Source organism: Shewanella sediminis HAW-EB3 (assembly GCF_000018025.1).
Classification (GTDB): Bacteria; Pseudomonadota; Gammaproteobacteria; order Enterobacterales; family Shewanellaceae; genus Shewanella; species Shewanella sediminis.
Window position 1 is genome coordinate 5,115,858 of record NC_009831.1, and the last position, 23,082, is coordinate 5,138,939.

Genomic DNA, 23,082 nt, shown 5'->3' on the forward strand with positions numbered 1-23,082 from the left:
TTCCTCGGTAAGGCCTTCTCTGAAAGATAAGGGGTTAAGGTTTTGCATCTGACTGGTAAAGTCGACACGAATTCCCTACATATTAAACAGTCATATTGAAGTACTTGTGCCTTAAGGCATCTTATTTTTTAGCTTTAATGAGCGCAAGTGGACTTAAGGCTAACGGCCACCAGCATTCCCATTAAACTTAATCTCAGGTTCAGAATTCAAACTAGTGTTTAAAAAATAACAATAACATAAAAAAGGACGCGGTTGCGTCCTCTCAATTTCTTTACTCTCTATTATCCAGAAATAGCTTATAAGCCGGGCTGGATGTCTCCTCCTGATAGACAAAACCAAGCTCAGTTAAAAACTGCTGGAAGGCTAAGCTGTCACACTCCGGCACCTCAAATCCCGCCAGTACCCTGCCATAGGCCGCGCCGTGGTTACGGTAGTGGAACAAGCTGATATTCCACTTGCTCTGCAGGGTTGTTAAAAACTTAAACAGGGCCCCCGGGTGCTCGGGAAACTCAAAACTGAACAGACGCTCATCGAGCTTCTCCGGTGGATGACCACCAACCATATACCTGACATGCAGTTTTGCCGTCTCATCATGGGAGAGATCTTGCACCTCGAAGCCATCTCCTTCGAGAGTCGCAATGATCTCATCGAGCTCCGCTTTCCCGCCCGACAGACGAATACCGGCAAACACGACGGCCCTATCACGACTACTGAAGCGGTAGTTAAACTCGGTCATCACTCGCTTATTCAGCAGCTCACAGAATCGCAGAAAAATACCGGGACGTTCGGGTACTTTAACCGCCAGGATAGCCTCTTTCTGCTCGCCGAGTTCACAGCGCTCGGATACATAGCGCAGGCTGTGAAAGTTGACGTTAGCACCACTGAGGATAGCCGCAACCTTCTCACCCTTCCCTTCATCACCCATATACTTCTTCAAGCCAGCAAGAGAAAGTGCTCCGGCGGGTTCGGCGATGGCGCGGGTGTCTTCGAAGATATCTTTTACCGCAGCGCAGATCTCATCTGAGCTTACGGTGACCACATCATCGACATATTCACGGGCAAGCCTGAACGGCTCATCACCAATCTGCTTAACCGCAACGCCATCTGCAAACAGGCCGACCTGTGGCAAGATGACCCGCTCATCGGCCTCCAGTGCCGCCTTCAAGCAGGCTGAATCTTCCGGCTCTACGCCGATAATTTTAACCTGAGGCATCACCGCCTTGTAATAAGCGGCAATACCGGCAATCAAGCCTCCGCCACCGACAGGAACGAAGACCATCTCGAGATCGCGCTGCTGCTGCAGCATCTCCTGAGCGACGGTGCCCTGTCCCGCAATCACGGCTTCATCATCGAAAGGCGCCACATACACGCGCCCTTCGGTCTCTGCGAGCTTCTGCGCATGAGCATTGGCCTGATCGAAGGCTTGACCATGCAACAGGACTTCGCCGCCGAGGCGTCTGACCGCATCGACCTTGATCTCCGGAGTGGTTTCCGGCATCACGATGACGGCACTGATCCCACGCGCCGCCGCCGACATAGCCACACCTTGTGCATGGTTTCCCGCCGAGGCACATACCACCCCGCGTTGACACTCCGGCGGCGTGAGTTCAGATATCTTGTTATAGGCACCACGTAACTTAAAGGAGTGAACCGGCTGCATATCTTCACGCTTAAGAAACACCTGACACCCGAGTCGGCCCGAGAGCTTATTCAGGCTGGATAGCGGCGTCACCTTGGCCACATCATAGACAGAAGAGAGCAATATCTTCTGCAGATAATAGTGGGCTAAATCTAATTTCTCTTTGGAGGCTAGAGCCAACATATCAATCCTCCAGCTTACTGGTGTCACGAACCGCGCCCTTATCGGCACTGGTAGCGAGTAGCGCATAGGCTTTAAGGGCTAATGACACTTCTCTTACGCGACCCACTGGCTTCCACGCTTGCTTACCGCGTGCTTCCATCGCGCTGCGACGTGCTGCTAACTCAATATCACTAATGGCTAACTTGATTGAACGGGCCGGAATATCGATCTCGATTCTGTCACCGGTTTCAACTAAACCTATGGTGCCACCCGCCGCAGCTTCCGGCGAAACGTGACCGATAGACAAACCGGAAGTACCACCGGAGAAACGACCATCAGTGATTAAGGCGCACGCCTTACCGAGTCCGCGAGACTTAAGATAACTCGTTGGGTAGAGCATCTCCTGCATACCCGGGCCACCTTTAGGCCCTTCGTAGCGAATAACCACCACATCACCGGCAACGACTTCACCACCTAAGATCCCGGCAACCGCATCGTCCTGACTCTCATAGACACGAGCCGAACCGATAAAGGTATGATTGTCTTCATCCACGCCCGCGGTCTTAACGATACAGCCATCGACGGCAATATTACCGGACAGTACGGCAAGGCCGCCTTCCTGACTAAAGGCAAATTCGCGCTTACGGATACAACCGCCCACACGATCGTTATCTACACTGTCCCAACGACAAGCCTGACTGAAGGCCTTGGTTGTCGGGATCCCGGCAGGACCTGCCGAGAAGAACCTGTGCACGGCTTCATCACTGCTCTGAGCGATATCCCACTTAGCCAGCACCTCTTTCAAGCTCGCGCCCGCCACATGATAAGCATCGTTATGGATCAGGCCGGCTCTGTCGAGTTCGCCTAAAATCCCCATCACGCCACCGGCGCGATGCACATCTTCCATATGGTATTCAGGCGTCGAAGGCGCCACTTTACACAGATGCGGCACCAGACGTGAAAGTCTGTCGATATCTTCCATGGTAAAGTCGACTTCCCCCTCCTGCGCAGCCGCTAAGAGGTGTAATACGGTATTACTCGAGCCACCCATGGCAATATCGAGCGTCATGGCATTCTCGAATGCGTTAAAGTTAGCGATATTACGTGGCAGTGCAGACTCATCATCGTGCTTATAGTAACGGGTAGTCAGATCCATGATGCGACGACCCGCTTCTAAGAACAGCTCGCGACGGTCGGCGTGAGTCGCCAACATAGAGCCGTTACCGGGAAGTGACAATCCTAAGGCTTCGGTTAAGCAGTTCATCGAGTTGGCGGTAAACATGCCGGAGCATGAGCCACAGGTCGGGCAGGCGCTACGCTCGATCTGTTCACTGTCTTCATCCGAGACCCGGTCATCGGCGCCGGCGACCATGGCATCGACTAAGTCGAGTTTAATGATCTTGTCTGATAATTTAGTCTTACCCGCTTCCATCGGACCACCGGAGACGAAGATCACCGGAATGTTCAGTCGTAGCGCCGCCATCATCATGCCTGGGGTGATCTTGTCACAGTTTGAGATGCAGACTAAGGCATCGGCGCAGTGAGCATTCACCATATATTCGACACTGTCGGAGATAAGCTCCCGTGAAGGCAAACTATAAAGCATGCCGCCATGGCCCATGGCGATACCATCATCGACAGCGATAGTATTAAACTCTTTGGCGATACCGCCCGCTTCTTCGATGGCGCCAGCCACCAATGAGCCCATATCTTTAAGGTGAACATGACCCGGTACAAACTGAGTAAAAGAGTTAGCAATCGCAATAATCGGCTTACCGAAATCATTCTCTTTCACTCCGGTAGCACGCCATAAAGCGCGGGCTCCGGCCATGTTACGACCTTCGGTACTGGTAGCTGAACGTAATTTTGGCATTGCGATTGTCCTTTTTCAAAGAAGGGGCGAGGTGCTAGAACTTAGGTTCCAGGAAGCACTCACAGCTTAACCTTCTAGTGTAATTCTTTAAACCTAAGAACAGATGCGCTTAGGTGTCGTTATTCTTTGCTTATCTACGTCCTAGCTTCTAGAACCTAGAGCCTTCTTTTACAGCACTTCCAGCCAGCCCCACTTGTCTTGTGTCTCGCCATTGAACAGACCGAAGAAGCTGTCTTGAACCGCCTTAGTCACCGGCCCGCGCTTACCACAGCCTACGTCGATGCGATCGACGCTGCGTACAGGTACAATTTCGGCGGCGGTGCCTGTCATAAATATCTCATCGGCAAGGTAGAGAAACTCACGGGACATCGCCTCCTCTACCACTTCGTAACCTTGATCTCGTGCCAGGGTGATAATGCTATCCCGGGTGAGGCCCATCAAGATGGCTGCCGTTGCCGGTGGCGTGTAGATCTTGCCCTTCTTAACCACAAACAGGTTAGCACCGGCGCCTTCGCTGACCAGGCCATTGACATCCAGCGCTATCCCTTCATGGAAACCATTGCGCTTCGCTTCCGTCGATATCTGTATCGATGACAGGTAGTTACCTCCGGCCTTAGCGCCGGTCGGTATGGTGTTGGGCGCGAGGCGATTCCAGGAACTCACGGCAACATCGACCCCGGCTTCCATGCTGTCTTCGCCTAAATAGGCGCCCCAGGGGAATGCTGCCACCATCAAGTCACAAACGGCATCTTTCGGCGGAGTGATCCCCATACCTATGTCACCATAGAAGGCCAGAGGACGGATATAGGCACTCTTGAGATCATTCTTTAGCACACTATCACAACACGCCTGCATCGCCTCATCAAAAGTGTAAGGGATTGGCATGCGGTAGATTTTGGCCGAGTCGAACAGACGCTGGACGTGATCGGTCAAGCGAAATCCAGCAGGACCAAGGTGAGTATCATAGACACGGATCCCCTCGAAGACAGATGAGCCATAATGCAAGCCATGTGACATAACGTGCACCTTGGCATCACCCCAAGGCATTATTTCACCATTAAACCAAATGAACTCAGCTTTCTTTGCGGTCATATCTCTTCCCTCAATCTCTTTCAATGTCTATAGCAACTGGCAACTACAACTTGCTTACTAATTTCTCTTGTCTGTAAAAAACAACTAACTGATGACTTTTTCTGCTTTTACCGGCTCTAGGGTTAGCGCCCGGCACTGGATAACATCGATAAGCTTTTCCAGCTGGTTGGTGAGCAGCTCAACGGCACGTTCACTCTCAACTGACATATCCAGGCTGGCGGTTTTGCTGTCCTCTAACTGCATATTCATCCCGGTGACTTTGAAGCCACGATGGCGCACGACTCTGAGTACCCGCTCCAACACCTCGGGGCGCTGAGCAAGGGTTAAGGTTAATGTGTAGATCATCTCTGCTTCTCCATCACGCCTGTCTTAAATGAGGTCTTAAGTGAGGCCTTTCTTGTGTCCGATAATGTCATCATGTTGATTTATCCATCTCTTCCATCATGTCGCGATTCGATGCCCCTGGCGGGACCAGTGGCCACACGTTATGAGCATCATCAATTCGAACATGCAGCAGGTAAGGCCCTTCACAATTGACTAAGTGATCCAGCGCCGCTTCGACCTCATCGGTTGTGGTGATAGTGCGACCGGGAATGTCGAACGCCGACGCCATAGTGACAAAGTCGGGGTTATCGGAGAGATCGGTCTCGCTATACCTCTCTTCGAAGAACAGCTGCTGCCACTGCTTCACCATGCCCAACTTCTGATTATCTATGAGTAAGATTTTGACCGGTAACTTACGACGCTTGATGGTGGTCAGCTCCTGAACATTCATCATAAATGAGCCATCTCCGGATACGGCGACCACTGTCGCACCGGGACGGGAAACTTTAGCGCCGATAGCGGCGGGTAAGCCGAACCCCATGGTACCGAGGCCCGCACTGGAGAGATGGTCTTCGGGTTTACGGAACCACATATGCTGCGCAACCCACATCTGGTGCTGGCCGACATCGCAACACACCACGCTGTCTTCGGGTAACTTATCGGCTAAACGATTCAGCATAGCGGGGGCGAAGATGAGCTCACCGGGTCGGTCGTAGCTCCAATTATGCTCACGCTTGAGCTGCGCCACTTCGTCCTGCCATGGGGCTATCTCAAGATTTGCACACAAGGCCGGTAAGATCTGACGAAGATCGCCGGCGATGGCGACATCCGGGCGACGTAGCTTGCCCAGTTCGGCAATATCGATATCGAGATGGATCACCTTCGCATGCTCGGCAAATGAGGCCAGGCGTCCGGTAACGCGGTCATCGAAACGCGCACCGACGACGATCAGCAGATCGCACTCCTGAACGGCAATGTTCGCCGCCTTCGAGCCGTGCATGCCTAACATGCCTAAGTAACCCGGGCTGTCATTCCCAATTGAGCCTAAGCCTTTCAGGGTAGCAACCGAAGGAACACCCGTGACATCGATAAACTCCCTCAACTGATCGACGGCACTGGCCATCCCAACACCGCCGCCAACATAGAGCATTGGCTGCTTGGCCTGCCTGAGCAGAGACAGTGCCGCATCAATTTTCTCCCCATCGAACTCGGGCTCAGATATCCGCTCCTGCAGCGGCGTCCTGTATTCGAGCATGCCTATCTGAATATCTTTAGGGATATCGACAAGCACAGGTCCGGGACGTCCAGAAGCAGCCACTTCGAAAGCCTTATACAGGGTCGGGATCAGCTCATCCATCTCTGTGACCATGAAGCTGTGCTTAGTGCATGACAGTGACAGCCCCAAGACATCGATCTCCTGAAAGGCATCGGTACCGATCACGGCGGTCGATACCTGACCGGTAATAGCAACGAGAGGGACAGAGTCGAGCAGAGCATCGGCGAGTGACGTCACCAGATTGGTGGCACCTGGCCCCGAGGTTGCGAAGCAGACCCCGGTCTTTCCGCTGGCGCGGGCATAGCCCACTGCAGCAAACGCTGCACCTTGCTCATGGCGGCTCAGTAGATGCTCTACCGGCGCACCATAGAGAGCATCATAAATTGGCATGATGGCACCACCCGGGTAACCAAATATGTTGGTGACACCGTGAGCCGCTAATACCTTGATGACCGCGTCAGCGCCTCTCATCATCTGCCCTTGCTTCATCTGCCCTTGCTCCATCTGCCACTCTCTCTATTTGCCGGTCTGCGGTGAGTACTCTCTCAAAAACTCACTTAAAACCTGTATTTGTAAGGGTAGAGCCCTATCTAATCCTGCGTTTAATATTGATTTTTCAGGGCCCTAAACGAAAAACCCCCCGGTCCTTTCGGAGCGGGGGGTTAGTTGCAATCTTTTACCTAATTAGGTTTGTCGATGCGCCGTGCGTAGCCCCCGCTGTGATCTAATAATCACGACGGTAATAATCTCAATAATGAGCAGGGCGACTTGGTTAAACATGCTTGACCTGTTTCCTAATTAGTTTGCTTAAATTCGGTCTCTTCACCTGTGAAGAGTTATTAATCAATACCACAAAGCCAATAAAAAACACAACAAAAACCTTTTCACCAACAAGAAACTGACCGTTTCTCTATCTGAATGATAACCAACAAACCGTTCGTTCAGATGTGTCGGCTAACGAGCCTCTCACTTGAAATTATCTTTTACTTCAATGGTTAAACTTTTTGCTTTTGTATTTTTTAGCTTTATCGATAGGCCCTGATAATGCACCGAACCTATCATAGGGTGTCGATTAAGAAATATTACTTCTCTTCGACGATACGCTGCATCTCTGTCATGTAGCCACGCAGTTCGGCGCCAATTTTCTCAACACCTGTGCCGCGAATCGCTGCATTCACTTCGATTAGACGCTGGTTATCGACGCCATTGCCACTGTCACCCAGGCCGGCACCCAGGAACTCAGGAGACATGGCATTGACGTAATCACGCAACATAGGTACAGCCGCATGGTTAAACAGGTAACAGCCATATTCAGCCGTATCCGAGATAACGATGTTCATCTCGTAAAGGCGCTTACGGGCAATCGTGTTCGCAATGAGTGGTGTCTCATGTAGCGACTCATAATAAGCCGACTCTTCGACAATACCCGAGGCAACCATAGTGTCGAACGCCAGCTCAACACCCGCTTTGATCATGGCGACAAGGAAGATACCCTTATCGAAATAGGCCTGCTCATCGATATCTTCATCACTTTGAGGCGCATTTTCGAAGGCAGTTTCACCCGTCTCTTTACGCCACTTAAGTAGGTTCGCATCATCATTTGCCCAATCTTCCATCATAGTCTTTGAGAACTCGCCACCTATGATGTCGTCCATATGCTTCTCGAACAGAGGAGCAAGAATACCCTTAAGCTCTTCGGCCATCTCGAACGCTTTAATCTTGGCTGGGTTAGACAGGCGATCCATCATGTTGGTTATACCACCATGCTTCAGCGCTTCGGTCGTGGTTTCCCAACCTTGTTGAATTAGTTTAGCGGCATATCCAGGCTCAACCCCATCGGCAACCATCTTCTCGTAACCAAGAATTGCACCGGTTTGCAGCATGCCACATAGAATAGTTTGCTCACCCATAAGATCAGACTTAACTTCGGCGATAAACGACGAGTGAAGCACACCCGCTCTGTCGCCACCTGTCGCACTCGCATAGGCTTTAGCGATATCGAAACCGTTCCCCTTAGGGTCATTCTCTGGGTGAACCGCAACCAGAGTCGGCACGCCGAATCCACGCTTATACTCTTCACGTACTTCGGTGCCAGGGCACTTAGGGGCAACCATAATGACTGTGATGTCATCACGGACCTGCATTCCCTCTTCAACGATATTGAAGCCATGAGAATAGGACAAGGTTGCGCCCTGCTTCATTAGCGGCATAACGGTGTTTACGGCATCGGTATGCTGCTTATCCGGGGTCAGGTTAAGTACGAGATCGGCATCGGGAATGAGCTCTTCAATCGTCCCCACACGGAAGCCATTTCCGGTAGCCTTTTGATAGGAAGCACGCTTCTCTTCGATAGCCTGAGCCCTGAGTGCATAAGCGATATTCAAACCGGAGTCACGCATGTTCAAACCTTGGTTAAGGCCTTGGGCGCCACAACCTAAGATGACGATATTCCAGCCCTTGATGAAGTCACAACCCTCACTAAATTCGTTGCGATCCATGAAGCGGCATTGAGCCAGTTGTTCTAGTTGTTGACGCAAATTCAGAGAGTTAAAATAGTTAGCCATCTGATATACCACCTTCTGTATCGAATTTAGAAAAGTCGCTCAATTCATCTTGCTTGAGCAGTGATTGAGATCACTATAGCGCATGATTTTAATTGCTTAAAATGATATATTCGGGACGTGGTATTGCGCTTTACGCAACATCAAATGACCAGCAGCCAAGCTCTGCCCCCTCACCGAGGTGGGCTTTTTTGAGTGCGTTTTCGTGAAATGAAGGAGATCAGATTTGGATATAAAAACCATCAAGCTTTACCTGCACCTTACTGAGAGCCTCCACTTTTCCCGTACCGCTCAGGCCATGCACGTCAGTCCGTCGACCCTGAGCAGGGCAATGCAAAGATTAGAAGATGAGGTAGGCGCTAAACTGCTTCAACGGGATAACCGAAGTGTCGCGCTAACCAGTGCAGGCGTTGAATATCGCCACTTTGCCGAACAGACTCTGGATCATTGGACCAAGCTAAAAACCAAGATAGATCCCAAGCAAGACCTGCTCAGGGGCAAGCTCAACCTCTACTGTTCGGTGACCGCCGCCTATAGTCACCTACCGGGGTTACTCGATAGATTCAGACGCGAGCACCCATTGGTCGAAATCGCACTGACCACAGGTGATGCGGCCAATGCCGTCAGTGAGGTGAGAAATAACCGCGCCGATATCGCCATTGCCGCACTGCCGGATCCCTTTCCCGACAATCTGCATTTCGCAAAAATTGATGATATTCCACTGGTCATCATCGCCCCCACATTTCGCTGTCGGGTGCAGGAGTTACTGACAGAATCCTATATCCCATGGGATCGCCTCCCCTTTATCGTCCCCGAACACGGACCGGGAAGACGTCGAACCGACAATTGGTTTAAACAGCTTGGCTTATCACCCAATATTTATGCTCAGGTATCGGGGCAGGAGGCCATCGCCTCTATGGTGGCACTAGGCTGCGGAGTCAGTATCACTCCGGAAGTGGTTATCACCAACAGTCCGGTTCGCGATAGAATTCAGATAATCCCGACTCCCATCGCGATCCCGCCTTTCGAGTTAGGCTGCTGTTGCAGAAACAAGCGATTAGACGACCCCATAGTGGCCGCATTTCTTAAGGTGGTTTAACTCAATAACCTGAACTCTGGTTAAATAAACCAAACACATAGCCTTTGCTATACTCAGTATCATCGGCGTTCAGCAGAATGTAACTAATGACCTTAAGTTCTTACTATTTAGTGCTTGCCCTCTTACTTCCCCTATTTGCGGCGCCTTCGATGGCGGAGCAAAGTTACCTGCAGCCTAAGTTAAAATTTTGTGTAGAAGACACTGAGTTTCCGCCTTTCAATTACTTCAAACGAATCGATGGAGAGAAAGGGCAATCCAGCGGCTATGATATCGATCTACTCAAACTCGTTTTCGAGCCCTCAGGTATCGAGTATGAGGTGATAGCCCTCCCCTGGCGACGATGCCTCAAAGAGGTCAGCGAAGGAATTATCGATGGCGTGATGAGCGCCTCTCTCAATCCTCAACGAGCTAAAGACTATCTTCACTCTGACGCCTATTACTTTCTAAACCCCAGCTACTTCTACCTCAGGTCTGACTTCCCCGACGGGCTGGAGATACAGGCCCTCTCCGAACTGGAAAGTCATGGAAACATCTGTGGAATCAAGGGATTCAACTACATTAATTTTGGTTGGGTAAACCTAACCCGGCTCTATGAGATCAATGAGATTGCACATCTACCAACTATGCTGCAAAAGAAACGTTGTCGCTTCTTTCTGGCCCGCAAAGAGACCCTGGCTGGTACCTTAGCCCTCAATCATCTCTATCGGTTTGAACGACTGCTGGGAAGGAGTACCGTTCCAAATCTCCGGCCGGAACCCTTCCATATGTTGATATCACGCAAGTCTCCTTCTGCAGAGCTAATCAATAAACTATTCAATGAAAAGGTCAAACAGCTCACTCTCAATGGTGAGCTTGAAAAACTACTCGCACACCACCTCAATCAACTCAGGCTAAATGCCAAAAATAACGACTAATTACCACAGTTAAGAAGCGAGTAAACTCAACTGCACAGAGCAAACTCTCAGAAATTATTTGTTCATCTATACTTATTTAAATAGACAGACAGATACTTAATTGATTGATTATGAATAAAATATAAAGCGCCTATGAATATACTGGCTATCTTCTTAGTATTATCAGGGTTAACGGGACTGATTGCCTCTCTGGTCCCGACTCATCAAATGTGCAATATCCCCGATCACCAACATAAAGGCTGGCTGCTTCTGCTTAACCTGATTTTTATGTTTATTTTGGGTTACCTGGGTTATATCTGGATGCTGATTAATCGTGAGATTGGCACTCTGGAGATGATCGTAGCCACCATATTTTGTGGTGGAGGGATGTTTGTTTTTGTCATCACGAAAATGAGTCGGGAAACCATATTTACACTCCAGAACACGATTCAAGCCAAACATTATCAGGCCCATCATGACCAATTAACCGGGCTGCCCAACCGTAATCTCTTTTATGAAGAGATCGATAAACTGATCACCTTTGACGACAATAAATTTTGCTGCCTGATGATGGATCTCAATGACTTCAAGATGATCAACGATACCTTTGGCCATGCCGAAGGCGATCATGTGTTGCAGATCGTGGCCCAACGTATAAGCAGAGCGCTGCCCAACGACGCTATAGCCGCAAGGCTGGGTGGTGATGAGCTATCTGTGGTTCTTCCCAACACTCAGGCTCAAGATTCATTCATCGTCGCCCGAGCGATTCAGGAGGAGTTGCTCAAGGATATTACTTGTGGAAATCACTCATTAGTGATCGGTATTAGCATCGGCATTGCCGAATACCCGCAGGATGGCGATACTCGAAAGAGCATAATGAAAAGTGCCGATATCGCTATGTATCATGCCAAGAAGCACGACAATCATTTACAGATATTTGCGGCACATATGGGCTGATAACATTCAAATAATGCTCATCAGCCCGCTGAGCCTATAGTTATCAGTAGCTGTCTGCGATAAGTTTAAGCTATGGCGCTTGAGTCGAAGAAGTTCTGCTCCATCGTCTCGGCCGGGCAGTCAGATACCGGTGTACCGACAGCCTTTGCCGGTACTCCAACAACCGTCGTATGGGGAGCTACATCGGTTAATACCACCGAGCCAGCCCCCACTTTCGCACCTTGACCCACTTCGATATTGCCCAACACCTTAGCCCCGGCGCCAATCATGACACCTTGCCTGATCTTGGGGTGACGATCGCCCTGCTGATTACCCGTACCACCAAGTGTGACCGACTGCAGCAAGGAAACATTATCTTCTATCACGGCCGTTTCGCCGATGACGATACCGGTCGCATGGTCAAACATGATACCCGTGCCTATCTTACAGGCCGGATGAATATCCACCCCGAACACCTCAGAGTTTCGGCTCTGAATAAATTGAGCTAACTCTCTCCTGTCCTGTTGCCACAGGCAGTGCGCTAAACGGTGAACCTGTATCGCCTGAAAGCCTTTTAGGTTGAGCATCACGGTCAGATAACTGCTCACCGCAGGATCACGATCTTTTACCGCCTTAATATCGGTCGCCACGTTCGTCAGCATCTCGTCACAATGAATAAAGGCTTTATCGAAGAGTTCGCGGAAGGTAAAAGGCGACACCACACCATCGGAGAGTTTATTGGCAACAACAAAGCTTAATGCAGAGCCCAGACACTCATGGTTGAGTATCGAAGTATAAACATGACTGGCCAGTAGAGGTTCTTGTTTAACCAGAGCCTCTGCCTCTACCCTGAGCTGCTCCCAAACTTCATAACGCATATTATTGCTCTTAAAATAATGAAGAAATACCGAATAATGATCTTAACTCAATCCCTGAATAAAACATCTCGTTATAAGAGCGATTAGTTATATGGAATAACAATTGGTTTGCAACTGTATCCCAAAATGTGCGCCATCCGATAGAAAGCCTTTTTTTAATCAGGCTTTCAGCTCAAATTCATCAATCACTTACAGTTAAACTTCGTCTAACAACTAACGTCGTGGAATTCCATTCCCCTTCTCGCAACAAAGAGTAGTGCTAGGAGGACTAGCCGAGTGTGGGTTGAAAATCCACGACGTTAATGGCCGTCAGGCCATAGAGCGATGAAATCACATAAAATGATTCAAGCACAGCTTGGTTACCTGTAATCGAAGAGCAAAAGCTGGATTCCGGCCAACAAACATGCCGGAATGACACTCGAATCCCCTGCACCCTATCAAACGGAATAGATCCGATTTCGACACAACAAGTCGAAATCACCAATCCCCTGCTACACTCAATACTCTTGATACGTTATAAAATTAACTCTTAATAACATCGCTTTGCGATATAAATAGAACTGCTACGCATATCTATTAAACAAAAGGATTTGTTTATGGCAATCGCCTGTGTCGCCACCCGTGCCAGCAAAGGAGTCGAGGCCCCCTCGGTAACAGTAGAGGTTCATCTGAGCAATGGCCTGCCAGCCTTCAACCTAGTCGGGCTTCCCGAGACCTCAGTCAAGGAAGCTAAAGAGCGGGTTCGCAGCGCGATTATCAATGCTGGGTTTGAATTTCCCATGCGCCGTATCACGGTCAACCTGGCCCCAGCCGATCTCCCCAAACAGGGGGGGCGCTACGACCTTCCCATCGCCATCGGTATCCTTGCCGCATCTAAGCAGGTTCCTAAAAACTCACTCAAAGACCATGAGTTTGTCGGCGAGCTGGCACTCTCCGGCCATATACGTCACTGCCATGGCCTATTGCCTGTGATTGTCGATGCCCGCAAACAAGATACCACCTTGGTCATTCCGCTGGATAACAGGGATGATGCCGAACTGGTGGGTTATCAAAAAGTCCATTTCGCCTGTCATCTGCAAACCCTGAGCGAATATCTGCACGGACAGACGCCACTGCCGGGTATACAGACCGAGCTTGAGTGGATAGATACAGAGACGCAAGAACACACAAGCTGTATGAGCGAAGTCATAGGCCAATACCAGGCCAAGCTGGGTTTAGAGATAGCGGCCGCCGGTAATCATAACCTACTTCTGCTCGGCCCACCCGGCACCGGAAAGAGCATGCTGGCCAGCCGCATGATGCAACTATTGCCTCCGTTGAGTTATGACGAGGCACTCGAGGTGGCGGCGCTTCACTCAGTAGCCGGCATGTCCCTCGCGCCTAAGCAATTTTATCGGCGTCCATTTCGAAACCCACACCACACCAGCTCGGCCATCTCTTTAGTCGGAGGTGGCAGCAATCCCAAACCCGGAGAGATCTCATTGGCGCACCGGGGAGTACTCTTTTTAGACGAGGTGGTCGAGTTTCCACGTCGGGTACTCGATTGTCTTCGAGAGCCGATGGAAAGCGGCGAGGTCGTCATCTCCCGCGCCGCGGCTAAACTCACCTTCGCCAGTCGCTTCCAATTGGTTGCGGCGATGAATCCAAGCCCTTGTGGCGATGTCGATAACGCCAGGGCGACACAAGATCAGATCCAGCGATACCTGTCGCGACTGTCAGGGCCATTTCTGGATAGATTCGATCTGACCATTGAGGTGCCTAAACTGCCTGCCGGCGCCTTGACCCAAAAAGTCGATATGGGAGAAACCAGTGAATCGATAGCAATTCGGGTGAAGAGTGCCAGAGAGCTGCAACTTGCCCGTGCCGGTGTACTTAACAGCGAATTGAGTGGACGACAGCTACAAGAGAGTGGCGGGTTCGAACAGTCCGATCTGCTTTTTCTCGAACAGAGCGTCAACAAACTGGGCTTATCGGTGAGAAGCTTTCATCGATTGCAACGGGTGGCTCGTACCATTGCAGATCTGCAACATAGCAAGCGCGTCGATCGCAGCCACATTGCTCAGGCACTGGGTTATCGTGCCATGGATAGATTATTGAATAGCCTTAAATCGGCTTATTGAACACGCTTTGCTAATAGGTGAAACTCTAATCATCTATCTTCACTATTTTGCACCTACAGAGACACCACAGCCGAGCTTTAGATCGGGATCAGGCAGACAGAGCTTATGACTAATAATTGCTCTCCAATCTCGATTAAGCAAAGCCGTGAAATATTCGCTGCCGGGCTCTAATAAACTAAACAGCGGGAATGGCGAGCCAGCACTATATTGACCACTGTGTTGATGCTTTGCAATTTTATCCATAACTACCGCACCTGCAAGAAAATGGCCTCCGCCTAACGCAGTGATTTTGTCCTGCTGACGCAAACGCAATACTTTTTCAGAGGTATTGACGGTACTGATGAAAATGTCTCTTCCAGCAATAATTCCCTGCTCCTCCAGTGCCCGTAATACACCAAAAGCCATATGGTCATTGGCGGTCCAAATACCTGTCAGATTAGGATAGCGTTTAAGCATCTTTAATGTCAGCCAATATGCCGAATCCTCTCGCCAATGGGCATAAACAACTTGATGCAAAGTCAGCTGAGTTTGTGACTTAAAGAAGTCAGCAGCCCCAGACGTTCTATCTACAGAGGCAGGAGTTAGGGTGTCGCCTGAAATGCATATAACTTCGGGAGATTCAGAGGTCATGGATTCAGCTAGGGCTCGCGCTGAATCTTGGCCGATAAAGTAGTTATCTGGCACCACCGCAGGCAGTAAAAATTTCTGCCAATGCGGATCTTGCTTAAGCTGTGCTCTCTCCTCCTTACTGATATCATTAAGCATCAAGGCCACATACACAGGCCGACCATAAAATGATTCAAGCATCTTCGAAGCACTAGCCTCTTCGCTAACCAGCACAACATATTTAGGCAGGGTCTTTGATCGTACCAAGGCATTTACCTGATCTATCATCAATAGACGGTCTCGATTGGAGTGAAGGATTTCAAGTTCCAAGCCAACTAGGTTTGCCGCTTCAGCCATTGCTTGATCAACATCACCCCAGAAACTTTCTTGCGCTTTTCCGGGGTTAAAAAAGATCACATCAGCCTTAGCTTGCACCTGGGTACACAACAGGCAAAGCAGACAAAATAGAGATATCAACTTCATGCAGCCTTCCTTTTTGTCGACACCGTTAGCAATTGACATGATAACAATGAGAATCATTACACCTGTTAGTTTAGCAAATCACACCTCAAGCTACAAAGCCATATCATTTTCAGTGCCAGCAATATGCGACCATTTACCGGCTATTTTCCATAAGAAAATGTGAATATTTCCATGATTGAGCACATCTAGATTGAGCAAAAGCCCTACTGCTAGTAATATAAGTCTCCAATTTTTATCGGGGGATGTTAAGTGGGTGGAGTTTTTTCATTAATCAGAGGCTGTCTCGCATTTGTTTGCTGGGTCATTAATACCATTTTTTGGGTATTACCCATTGTCATTTTAAGCCCGATTAAACTTATCCCAATCGCTGCGATACGAAAGGCTTGCTCTTCACTGCTCGATAACTGCGCGAGCGCCTGGATAAGCATTAACGGCGTCATAGAACGCATTTTTCACCCCGTAAGGGTCCACCTGCACTGTGAAGGCGAACTTTCGCCCAAAGAGTGGTACATGGTGATCGCCAATCACCAATCCTGGGTAGATATCTTAATTCTACAAAGGGTGCTGAACCGCAAAATACCTTTCCTTAAGTTCTTTTTGAAAAAAGAGCTGATCTTCGTGCCGTTTCTCGGCTTGGCCTGGTGGGCGCTCGACTTTCCATTTATGCGTCGATATAGCACGGCTCAACTTAGGAAAAACCCTAAGCTAAGGGGCAAAGATATCGAGATCACGAGAAAGGCTTGTGCAAAATTTAAATCGACGCCGGTCAGCGTGATGAACTTCGTAGAGGGAACTCGCTTCAGAGCCCATAAACACTCGAAGCAAAACTCTCAATTCTCACACCTGTTAAAACCTAAGGCGGGTGGGCTGGCTTTTGCATTATCGGCAATGGGTGAACATATTCATAAACTGGTCGATGTTTCCATCTATTACCCGGAAAAAGTACCTACCTATTGGGACTATATCAGCGGACAGGTTACAGAGGTACATGTACATATTAAGGTCTCGGAGATCGCAACCGAGATGCGCGGCGACTACATGAAAGACAGAGAGTTTAAGATCTCGTTTCAGGAGCAGCTCAACAAAATATGGCAAGAGAAAGATCAAAGGCTTGAACAATTTGCCCAGCAACACAATGAAAATCAGAAGGTGTCATAGCAAGATGTTGAATTTTTTACCTGGTCCAGTGCTATATATCATCAGCTCGCTCCTGCTCGTCATCAACACGACGATTTGGGCCGGCTTGATCAGCATAGGGGGGCTCATAAAACTTCTCCTTCCATTCACTGCCGGACGGAACTTTCTCACCAAGATCATGAACAAATTCATGTGGTCCTGGGCCACCTGTAATGGCGGAATACTCTTCCTACTGGCAGATATCGAGTGGGACATCGAAGGGTTAGAGAAGTTGGATAAACATGGCTGGTACCTGCTGATCAGTAACCACCTCAGTGGCCTCGATATTGCGGTACAAACCTATGTATTGCGCAATCACATTCCTATGCTGAAGTTCTTCCTTAAACGCGAACTGCTCTATGTTCCTCTGTTGGGCTTGGGTTGCTGGGCACTGGACATGCCATTTATGAGCCGAACCAGTCCTGCCAAACTGAAGAAGAATCCGAAACTTAAGGGTAAAGATCTGGCATCGACACGTCGTGCCTGTGAAAAATTTAAAACCATGCCGACCTCCATCATCAATTACGTTGAGGGAAGCCGCTTCACAGAAGAGAAGCGCATACGCCAGGACTCACCCTACCGTTATCTGCTGCGCCCTAAAGCGGGTGGCATCGCCTTCACGCTGTCAGCCATGGGTGAGCAATTTACTAACCTACTCAATGTCACCTTAGTATATCCGGAAGCAGAGTCCGATCCCCTGTCTGAGGTGATGCACGGTAAGATTAAGAAAATAACAGTAAAAGTAGAGGTGCTGCCGGTACCCGAAGTCGATAATAAGCGCTACTTTTCCGAGGCTCAGTATCGTGTCGAATTCCAGCGTTGGTTAAACCAGCTATGGGAAGAGAAGGATGAGCAGATCCATCAGGTGATGCTAAAAAATGGCGTAGCCAAAGAAGATAGGCCTTAACGATATGGTGCCTGACTCCCGGAATTCAGGCACTTTAATCCTCACTTAAATACCGCGCCACATCCTCTATCTCATCTTCGCTGAATACCTTAATCCCCGCTTTGATGAGTGCATCGGTAGTCATGCCGTTGCCCTCGATGAGTCGCTTAGCGAAATTCCCGTCATAGATAACTCCTGAGCCAGTTTAGCCACTTTCTGTGGGATAAGCTCTTAACCGGGTAACATCCCTCTATTTTGATTGAACCACTGGCTTCAACTTCATAAAACAAACCCAGCATTGTCAACAATATCGAGATTCAGAATCTTACCAGCCGCAACTAGCCCTTTACACAAGTTAAAATAAAGCACTGACTAACAGCTACTTAAGCCAACTCGCACTATAGCATTAGACTTATGTCTAACCACCACATTGTTGACAAAATAGTCAGATACTTTTAATTTCCTATTCATTGTCAACCATCTCGATGAAACACGATTTGATCATGGAACTTAATACATCTGTGGCGACAGACACCAGAGCAGAGTCAATAACTTCAGTGGTAAATATCACCCTGGCCGATCGGGTGTTAGGCGAAATCCAGACCAGTATTATTAAGGGTGAACTCCCCACCGGCAGTAAGATTAACGAGCAGGCATTAGCCCGGAAGTATGGCATCAGCCGAGGGCCCACTCGTGAAGCACTGCAAACCCTCGAGCAGCGTCGCCTAATCGTGCGAGTGCCTCATGTCGGTGCTCGAGTCGCAGAGCTCACGGTAGATGAGCTAAACGATCTGTATCAGCTGCGCAGCGTTTTAGAATGTATGGCCTGTGAGCTGGCGGCGCAGAACATCACTCAGGTTCAACTGGAAAAATTACAGCAGGTATTAACGGAGCAGGAAACGGCACTATCTGATGGTGACAGCTACTTTCAAGAGGAGGGGGATGTCGATTTTCACTATCAGATAATACTGGCGAGCGGCAATAAACACCTGCAGGAGACCTTAGTCGGTGGCCTATATCATCTGCTGCGTATGTATCGTTACCAATGCACTAACAAGAGTCGTCCCGTTAAGGCGATTGCCGATCACAGACGCATTGTCGAAGCTATTGCCAGCCGCGACAGTGAACTGGCAGGCTTATTGATGCGCAGGCACATAGAGCAGGGACGAATTAATACTGAAAAACGTTTGAAAGAGCTCCAAACAGAGTAATAACTTAAACCAGAAACGTATCAGAGTTACCAACAAAGGCCTTGCTTCCTCCCTTCCGGCAAGGCCTTTTTCTCTTCTTTCACCGCGGGTTAATTCTGGGAAGCAGGCACAAAAAAGGCGCCTACTAGCGCCTTTTCATTAACGGGTCAACTTATGGGGCGACTCGTGTTACATGTTGTACCCATCCTTCAGGGCCTTCAATTTTCCCCTTCTGAATATCTGTGAGCACCTGATACAGACGGCGGGTATTGTCACCAACATGGCCATCTCCAACCGTAACAACCCGGTTATCTTCGAAGATGTACGAGCCAACAGGTGACACGACGGCAGCGGTACCAAAACCACCCGCCTCGATGATCTCGCCGGATTCGATGTCCGCGATAAACTTATCTAACATCACCGTCTCTTGGCGCACTTCACAGCCGAGCAGCTCACCCAGATCCAAGATAGATTGCGAGGTGATCGATTTAAGGATCGTATCGGTAAAACTTGGAATGATCACAGTGCCATCTTTGAGGATATGAAAGTGATTCATGGCGCCGACCTCTTCGATCTGCTTGTTGCTCGCATCGAGGTAAAGCACCTGTGCGGCACCATACTCGGCAGCAGCCTTACCGGCTTTCAACGACGCGGCGTAGTTACCCGCGGCCTTAGAGGCTCCGGTACCACCCGATACCGCACGGTGGAAGCGCTCACTGATAAGCAGACGAATCGCCTTATCGAATCCATCAGAGTAATAGGGGCCGCTCGGGCTCAGCATCACACAGAAGGTATATTGCTCGCTCGGGCTGACAGACAACCTATCTTCGGTGGCAAAGATAAAGGGACGAATATAGAGACAAGCCCCCTCCTGCATCGGGAACCAGAGTCTGTCGACATCGATCAAGGCGTTAATGCCTTCCAGTTGCATCGCTTCAGACAGGCCAGGAATACATAGAATATCGGCAGAACGATTGAGTCGCTCCGCATTTTTGTCTAAACGGAAGGTGTAAATTTCGCCGTCTTCATGCATAAAGGCTTTCGCACCTTCAAACACAGACTGACCGTAATGCAGGGCAATTGCACCGGGTGCAACTTCAAATGGCCCATAGGGAACAACTCTGGGATCGCACCACTGGCCGTCGCGATAATCCATTAAAAACATATGATCGGTTCTGAGGTTACCGAAGCCCACATCTGTTTCAGGCTCGAACTGCTCAGTACGGCGCTCTAACGCAGGTTTTAAATTATAATTTATTTGCATTGCTTACCACCTTGATTACTGAATAAGCAGCGTATGGATGCAAGGCAATAAAGTCAAGGGGAATGGGGCTTGTCACTAAGATAAGCCACCTATTGAAGTGTAAAGTTAACACGTTTTTTCGCTTAGTTATCCGGGCGATTGCCGAACAAGCCGATCGGGTCATTCACCCTACTCATCGTCGCGGCAAGTCAGTTGCTTGCCTATGCCCAAACAGGTCTCACAGCTTCGGATCTTAGTCTTACCTTTATCTAGAAACTCACTGATGCGCAATGTCATATCCTGCATCATCTCCTGAGTGATAGGTCGCTTCCATTGATATCGGTTCATCAAGCGGCTGATATGTCGCAGACTGGTTTCGTCATCATTGGTGAAATACTTCTCATCCATTAACCGACTCTCATAGGTGGAGGCTGCCCCTGCGAGGAAAAAATAGAGTGACTGAGTCAGGTCGCGAATATCGAGTTCGGTGGCTTCCAGCTCACCGGAATTAACGGCATCTTCCAAAGGTACCCGAATACAACTCCAGAATAGATTGACCCTATTACGAAGCACCTCAATTTTTTCAGGACTTGCCAATTGCCAAAACATGCTATTTATTGATACAACTCTCAAAATATTAAATATTGGGCTGCGTTTAACAACGGCAAAAGTAAACAATAGAGGCAGAACAGCTTTTTGGTAAATATCTAACTCTGGGTGTTCTTTTATAAAAACAGGTATTTGAGTCGATGTTGTATTTCTTAAAAATAAACATATAAGTACATCTTCTTTCGACTCGAAATATTTATATAGAGTATTAGTTGAGCACTCTGCCCCTTTAGCTATCTGCGCAAACCTAAAAGATACAACCCCTTGTTTATCAATCAAATTCTCTGCTACGTCGAGTAATTGATTACACCTTAAAGCATCGACACTATTATTTGGGCAGTACATAATTCATACCTAATATACAATTTCAACATCCATACTAATAGGCTGCTACCGATTAGATACTTAAAAGAAACATTTTCTTGAGGTACACCACAAAAAACTTTATTCCCAAATCCAAAGTGTGATTTTGCGCATATTTGAACATGCCGACCAAGCATATTGTTATCCCAAGTTAACCGGAGAAAACAATATGCAAACAAGACGTTCATTTTTAAAATTTGGTGCGGGAGCAGCTGCCGTTGGCGCACTGGCTCCTCTCACCGTCAGCGCGAATTCATCTGACGTCAAATGGGATGAAGAACACGAAATCATCATCGTAGGTTCCGGTTTTGCCGGACTCGCAGCCGCCGTCGAAGCGGGTAAATTAGGCGCTAAAGATATCGTCATATTCGAGAAGCTCGGCGTCTATGGCGGCAACAGTACGCTCAACGCCGGACAGGCCTGTTTCGCTAATACCGATCTGCAGAAGCAACTTGGCATCGAAGACAGCGCAGAGCTCATGGTGCAAGACCAGCTTAAATCTGGCCGTGGTTATGCCAGTGAAGAGCTGTTGAGACACAGCGCAGAGCTTGGTCCATATATCTATCAACTCACCAAAGACTGTGGCTGTATCTATCGCGACCATATCATCAACACAGGCGGCACCAGCGCAACCCGTAGCCATCAGGTCATCGAACGCAGCGGTGCAGGCTTTATCCGTCCTATGCTTAAAACCGCACGCGGCTATGGTGTAAAAACCAAGATCCGCCATAAGTTTGAGCATCTGATCACTGCAAAAGATGGCACGGTATTGGGTATTCAGGTTCGTAAAGGATATCACTTCGGCCACGAAGACTCAGGCAAGCTTATTAATGTTCGCGCCGAGAAGGGTGTCTTGATTGCCACCGGCGGCTTCGGTGCCAACGTGAGTTTCCGTCAGGCATTGGATCCAAACCTGGGCTCCGAGGTTGGCTGTACTAACGCTCGTGGCGCTACGGGTGATGGCCTAATTGCCATGATAGCCGAAGGCGCTATGCCGGTTCACCTGAGCTTCATTCAATCGGGTCCTTGGGCATCACCTGATGAGGGCGGATTCGGATACGGCGCAGGTTTCTCACTCTATAACTTCCCACATTCTGTCGCGATCGATCGCAACACAGGCCAACGTTTCATGAATGAAACGGCTGACCGTAAAACCCGTGCAGATCTGGAAGTCCAACGCCGTGATAAAGATGGCAAGCCTAACCCGGCACTGCTTATCACACCTAAACATGAAGCGAAGAAAGATCCTTCGATGGCTAACGTGCTGAAATATAACGTCGCCTGGGAATTCGACAGCGTCGAAGCGATTGCCAAGCATTTCGATGTGCCAGTTAAACCACTGAAGAAGCAGATCGAGGACTGGAACACATACGTCAAGGCCGGAGAAGATCTTCAGTTTGGCAAGCGTATGAACATGAGCACGGGAATCTACCTGACGGCACCTTTCATCGTTCAACGTCTATGGCCAAAAGTGCACTACTGTCAGGGCGGCATTCAGATTAATGCCAAGGCAGAAGTTATTGCAGCAAAAACCGGTGAAAAAATTCCAGGCTTATACGCAGCAGGTGAAGTGTCTGGTGGAGTCCATGGCGTCAGCCGCTTAGGTGGTTGTTCTACCCCTGAATGCATGGCATTTGGTGTCACCGCCGCTCGCTCAATAATGAAAGCATAAG

General features: G+C 49.1%; 18 protein-coding genes and 1 pseudogene. 8 read left to right on the top strand and 11 right to left on the bottom strand.

What is annotated here, in order from left to right; all coding sequences use genetic code 11:
• Nucleotides 1-271: 271 nt before the first annotated feature.
• The 6 genes from ilvA to ilvC all read right to left on the bottom strand — a co-directional run bounded on the left by ilvA (nt 272) and on the right by ilvC (nt 8,930).
• On the bottom strand, nt 272-1,822 hold the full coding sequence (ilvA, locus tag SSED_RS21705; RefSeq protein WP_012144494.1) for a threonine ammonia-lyase, biosynthetic: 1,551 nt from the start codon (nt 1,820-1,822) through the stop codon (nt 272-274).
• A 1-nt stretch (nt 1,823) separates the two neighbouring features.
• The gene (gene ilvD / locus SSED_RS21710; protein ID WP_012144495.1) at nt 1,824-3,674 is read right to left on the bottom strand and encodes a dihydroxy-acid dehydratase; all 1,851 of its coding nucleotides are present in this window, start codon (nt 3,672-3,674) and stop codon (nt 1,824-1,826) included.
• Nucleotides 3,675-3,842: 168 nt separating this feature from the next.
• The gene (locus SSED_RS21715) at nt 3,843-4,766 is read right to left on the bottom strand and encodes a branched-chain amino acid transaminase (protein WP_012144496.1); all 924 of its coding nucleotides are present in this window, start codon (nt 4,764-4,766) and stop codon (nt 3,843-3,845) included.
• A gap of 84 nt (nt 4,767-4,850) precedes the next feature.
• Nucleotides 4,851-5,111, bottom strand: coding sequence for an acetolactate synthase 2 small subunit (gene ilvM / locus SSED_RS21720; protein ID WP_012144497.1), 261 nt, complete (start codon nt 5,109-5,111; stop codon nt 4,851-4,853).
• A gap of 70 nt (nt 5,112-5,181) precedes the next feature.
• Nucleotides 5,182-6,855: an acetolactate synthase 2 catalytic subunit gene (ilvG, locus tag SSED_RS21725; protein ID WP_012144498.1), complete on the bottom strand. Its 1,674-nt coding sequence runs from the start codon at nt 6,853-6,855 to the stop codon at nt 5,182-5,184.
• 593 nt (nt 6,856-7,448) lie between these two features.
• Nucleotides 7,449-8,930: a ketol-acid reductoisomerase gene (gene ilvC / locus SSED_RS21730; protein WP_012144499.1), complete on the bottom strand. Its 1,482-nt coding sequence runs from the start codon at nt 8,928-8,930 to the stop codon at nt 7,449-7,451.
• A 223-nt stretch (nt 8,931-9,153) separates the two neighbouring features.
• Between ilvC and ilvY the strand changes: the two genes are divergently transcribed.
• From ilvY to SSED_RS21745, 3 genes are all read left to right on the top strand, one after another.
• Complete coding sequence (gene ilvY / locus SSED_RS21735) at nt 9,154-10,026, top strand: HTH-type transcriptional activator IlvY (RefSeq protein WP_012144500.1); 873 nt, start codon at nt 9,154-9,156, stop codon at nt 10,024-10,026.
• An 86-nt stretch (nt 10,027-10,112) separates the two neighbouring features.
• Nucleotides 10,113-10,940 carry a substrate-binding periplasmic protein gene (locus SSED_RS21740; protein ID WP_012144501.1) on the top strand — a complete coding sequence of 276 codons (828 nt, stop codon included), beginning with the start codon at nt 10,113-10,115 and terminating at the stop codon, nt 10,938-10,940.
• A 132-nt stretch (nt 10,941-11,072) separates the two neighbouring features.
• Nucleotides 11,073-11,876, top strand: a complete 804-nt coding sequence (locus tag SSED_RS21745) for a GGDEF domain-containing protein (protein ID WP_012144502.1) — start codon at nt 11,073-11,075, stop codon at nt 11,874-11,876.
• Nucleotides 11,877-11,941: 65 nt separating this feature from the next.
• On the opposite strand, the gene cysE is transcribed toward SSED_RS21745, so the two are convergent.
• Nucleotides 11,942-12,733, bottom strand: a complete 792-nt coding sequence (cysE, locus tag SSED_RS21750; RefSeq protein WP_012144503.1) for a serine O-acetyltransferase — start codon at nt 12,731-12,733, stop codon at nt 11,942-11,944.
• Nucleotides 12,734-13,329: 596 nt separating this feature from the next.
• Here cysE and SSED_RS21755 point away from each other — a divergent pair.
• Nucleotides 13,330-14,853, top strand: coding sequence for a YifB family Mg chelatase-like AAA ATPase (locus tag SSED_RS21755; protein ID WP_012144504.1), 1,524 nt, complete (start codon nt 13,330-13,332; stop codon nt 14,851-14,853).
• Nucleotides 14,854-14,895: 42 nt separating this feature from the next.
• Here the strand turns inward: SSED_RS21755 and SSED_RS21760 are convergent, their stop codons facing one another.
• Nucleotides 14,896-15,942 carry an ABC transporter substrate-binding protein gene (locus tag SSED_RS21760; protein ID WP_012144505.1) on the bottom strand — a complete coding sequence of 349 codons (1,047 nt, stop codon included), beginning with the start codon at nt 15,940-15,942 and terminating at the stop codon, nt 14,896-14,898.
• Nucleotides 15,943-16,191: 249 nt separating this feature from the next.
• Between SSED_RS21760 and yihG (SSED_RS21765) the strand changes: the two genes are divergently transcribed.
• The 3 genes from yihG (SSED_RS21765) (at nt 16,192) to SSED_RS21775 (ending at nt 19,215) form a co-directional block, all read left to right on the top strand.
• On the top strand, nt 16,192-17,100 hold the full coding sequence (gene yihG / locus SSED_RS21765; RefSeq protein WP_012144506.1) for a 1-acylglycerol-3-phosphate O-acyltransferase, YihG family: 909 nt from the start codon (nt 16,192-16,194) through the stop codon (nt 17,098-17,100).
• A gap of 4 nt (nt 17,101-17,104) precedes the next feature.
• Complete coding sequence (gene yihG / locus SSED_RS21770) at nt 17,105-18,025, top strand: 1-acylglycerol-3-phosphate O-acyltransferase, YihG family (RefSeq protein ID WP_012144507.1); 921 nt, start codon at nt 17,105-17,107, stop codon at nt 18,023-18,025.
• A 482-nt stretch (nt 18,026-18,507) separates the two neighbouring features.
• The gene (locus tag SSED_RS21775; protein ID WP_049772188.1) at nt 18,508-19,215 is read left to right on the top strand and encodes a GntR family transcriptional regulator; all 708 of its coding nucleotides are present in this window, start codon (nt 18,508-18,510) and stop codon (nt 19,213-19,215) included.
• Between the two features lie 151 nt (nt 19,216-19,366).
• Here the strand turns inward: SSED_RS21775 and SSED_RS21780 are convergent, their stop codons facing one another.
• From SSED_RS21780 to SSED_RS25020, 3 genes and pseudogenes are all read right to left on the bottom strand, one after another.
• Nucleotides 19,367-20,458 (bottom strand): branched-chain amino acid aminotransferase, encoded by a 1,092-nt coding sequence (locus SSED_RS21780; RefSeq protein ID WP_012144509.1) that lies wholly within the window; start codon nt 20,456-20,458, stop codon nt 19,367-19,369.
• 168 nt (nt 20,459-20,626) lie between these two features.
• Nucleotides 20,627-21,046, bottom strand: coding sequence for a hypothetical protein (locus SSED_RS25015; protein ID WP_223296015.1), 420 nt, complete (start codon nt 21,044-21,046; stop codon nt 20,627-20,629).
• Nucleotides 21,047-21,226: 180 nt separating this feature from the next.
• A pseudogene (locus tag SSED_RS25020) lies at nt 21,227-21,391 on the bottom strand (TetR/AcrR family transcriptional regulator); the annotation flags it as partial.
• Nucleotides 21,392-21,578: 187 nt separating this feature from the next.
• Here SSED_RS25020 and SSED_RS21790 point away from each other — a divergent pair.
• Nucleotides 21,579-23,081, top strand: coding sequence for a flavocytochrome c (locus SSED_RS21790; RefSeq protein ID WP_012144511.1), 1,503 nt, complete (start codon nt 21,579-21,581; stop codon nt 23,079-23,081).
• Nucleotide 23,082 lies beyond the last annotated feature (1 nt).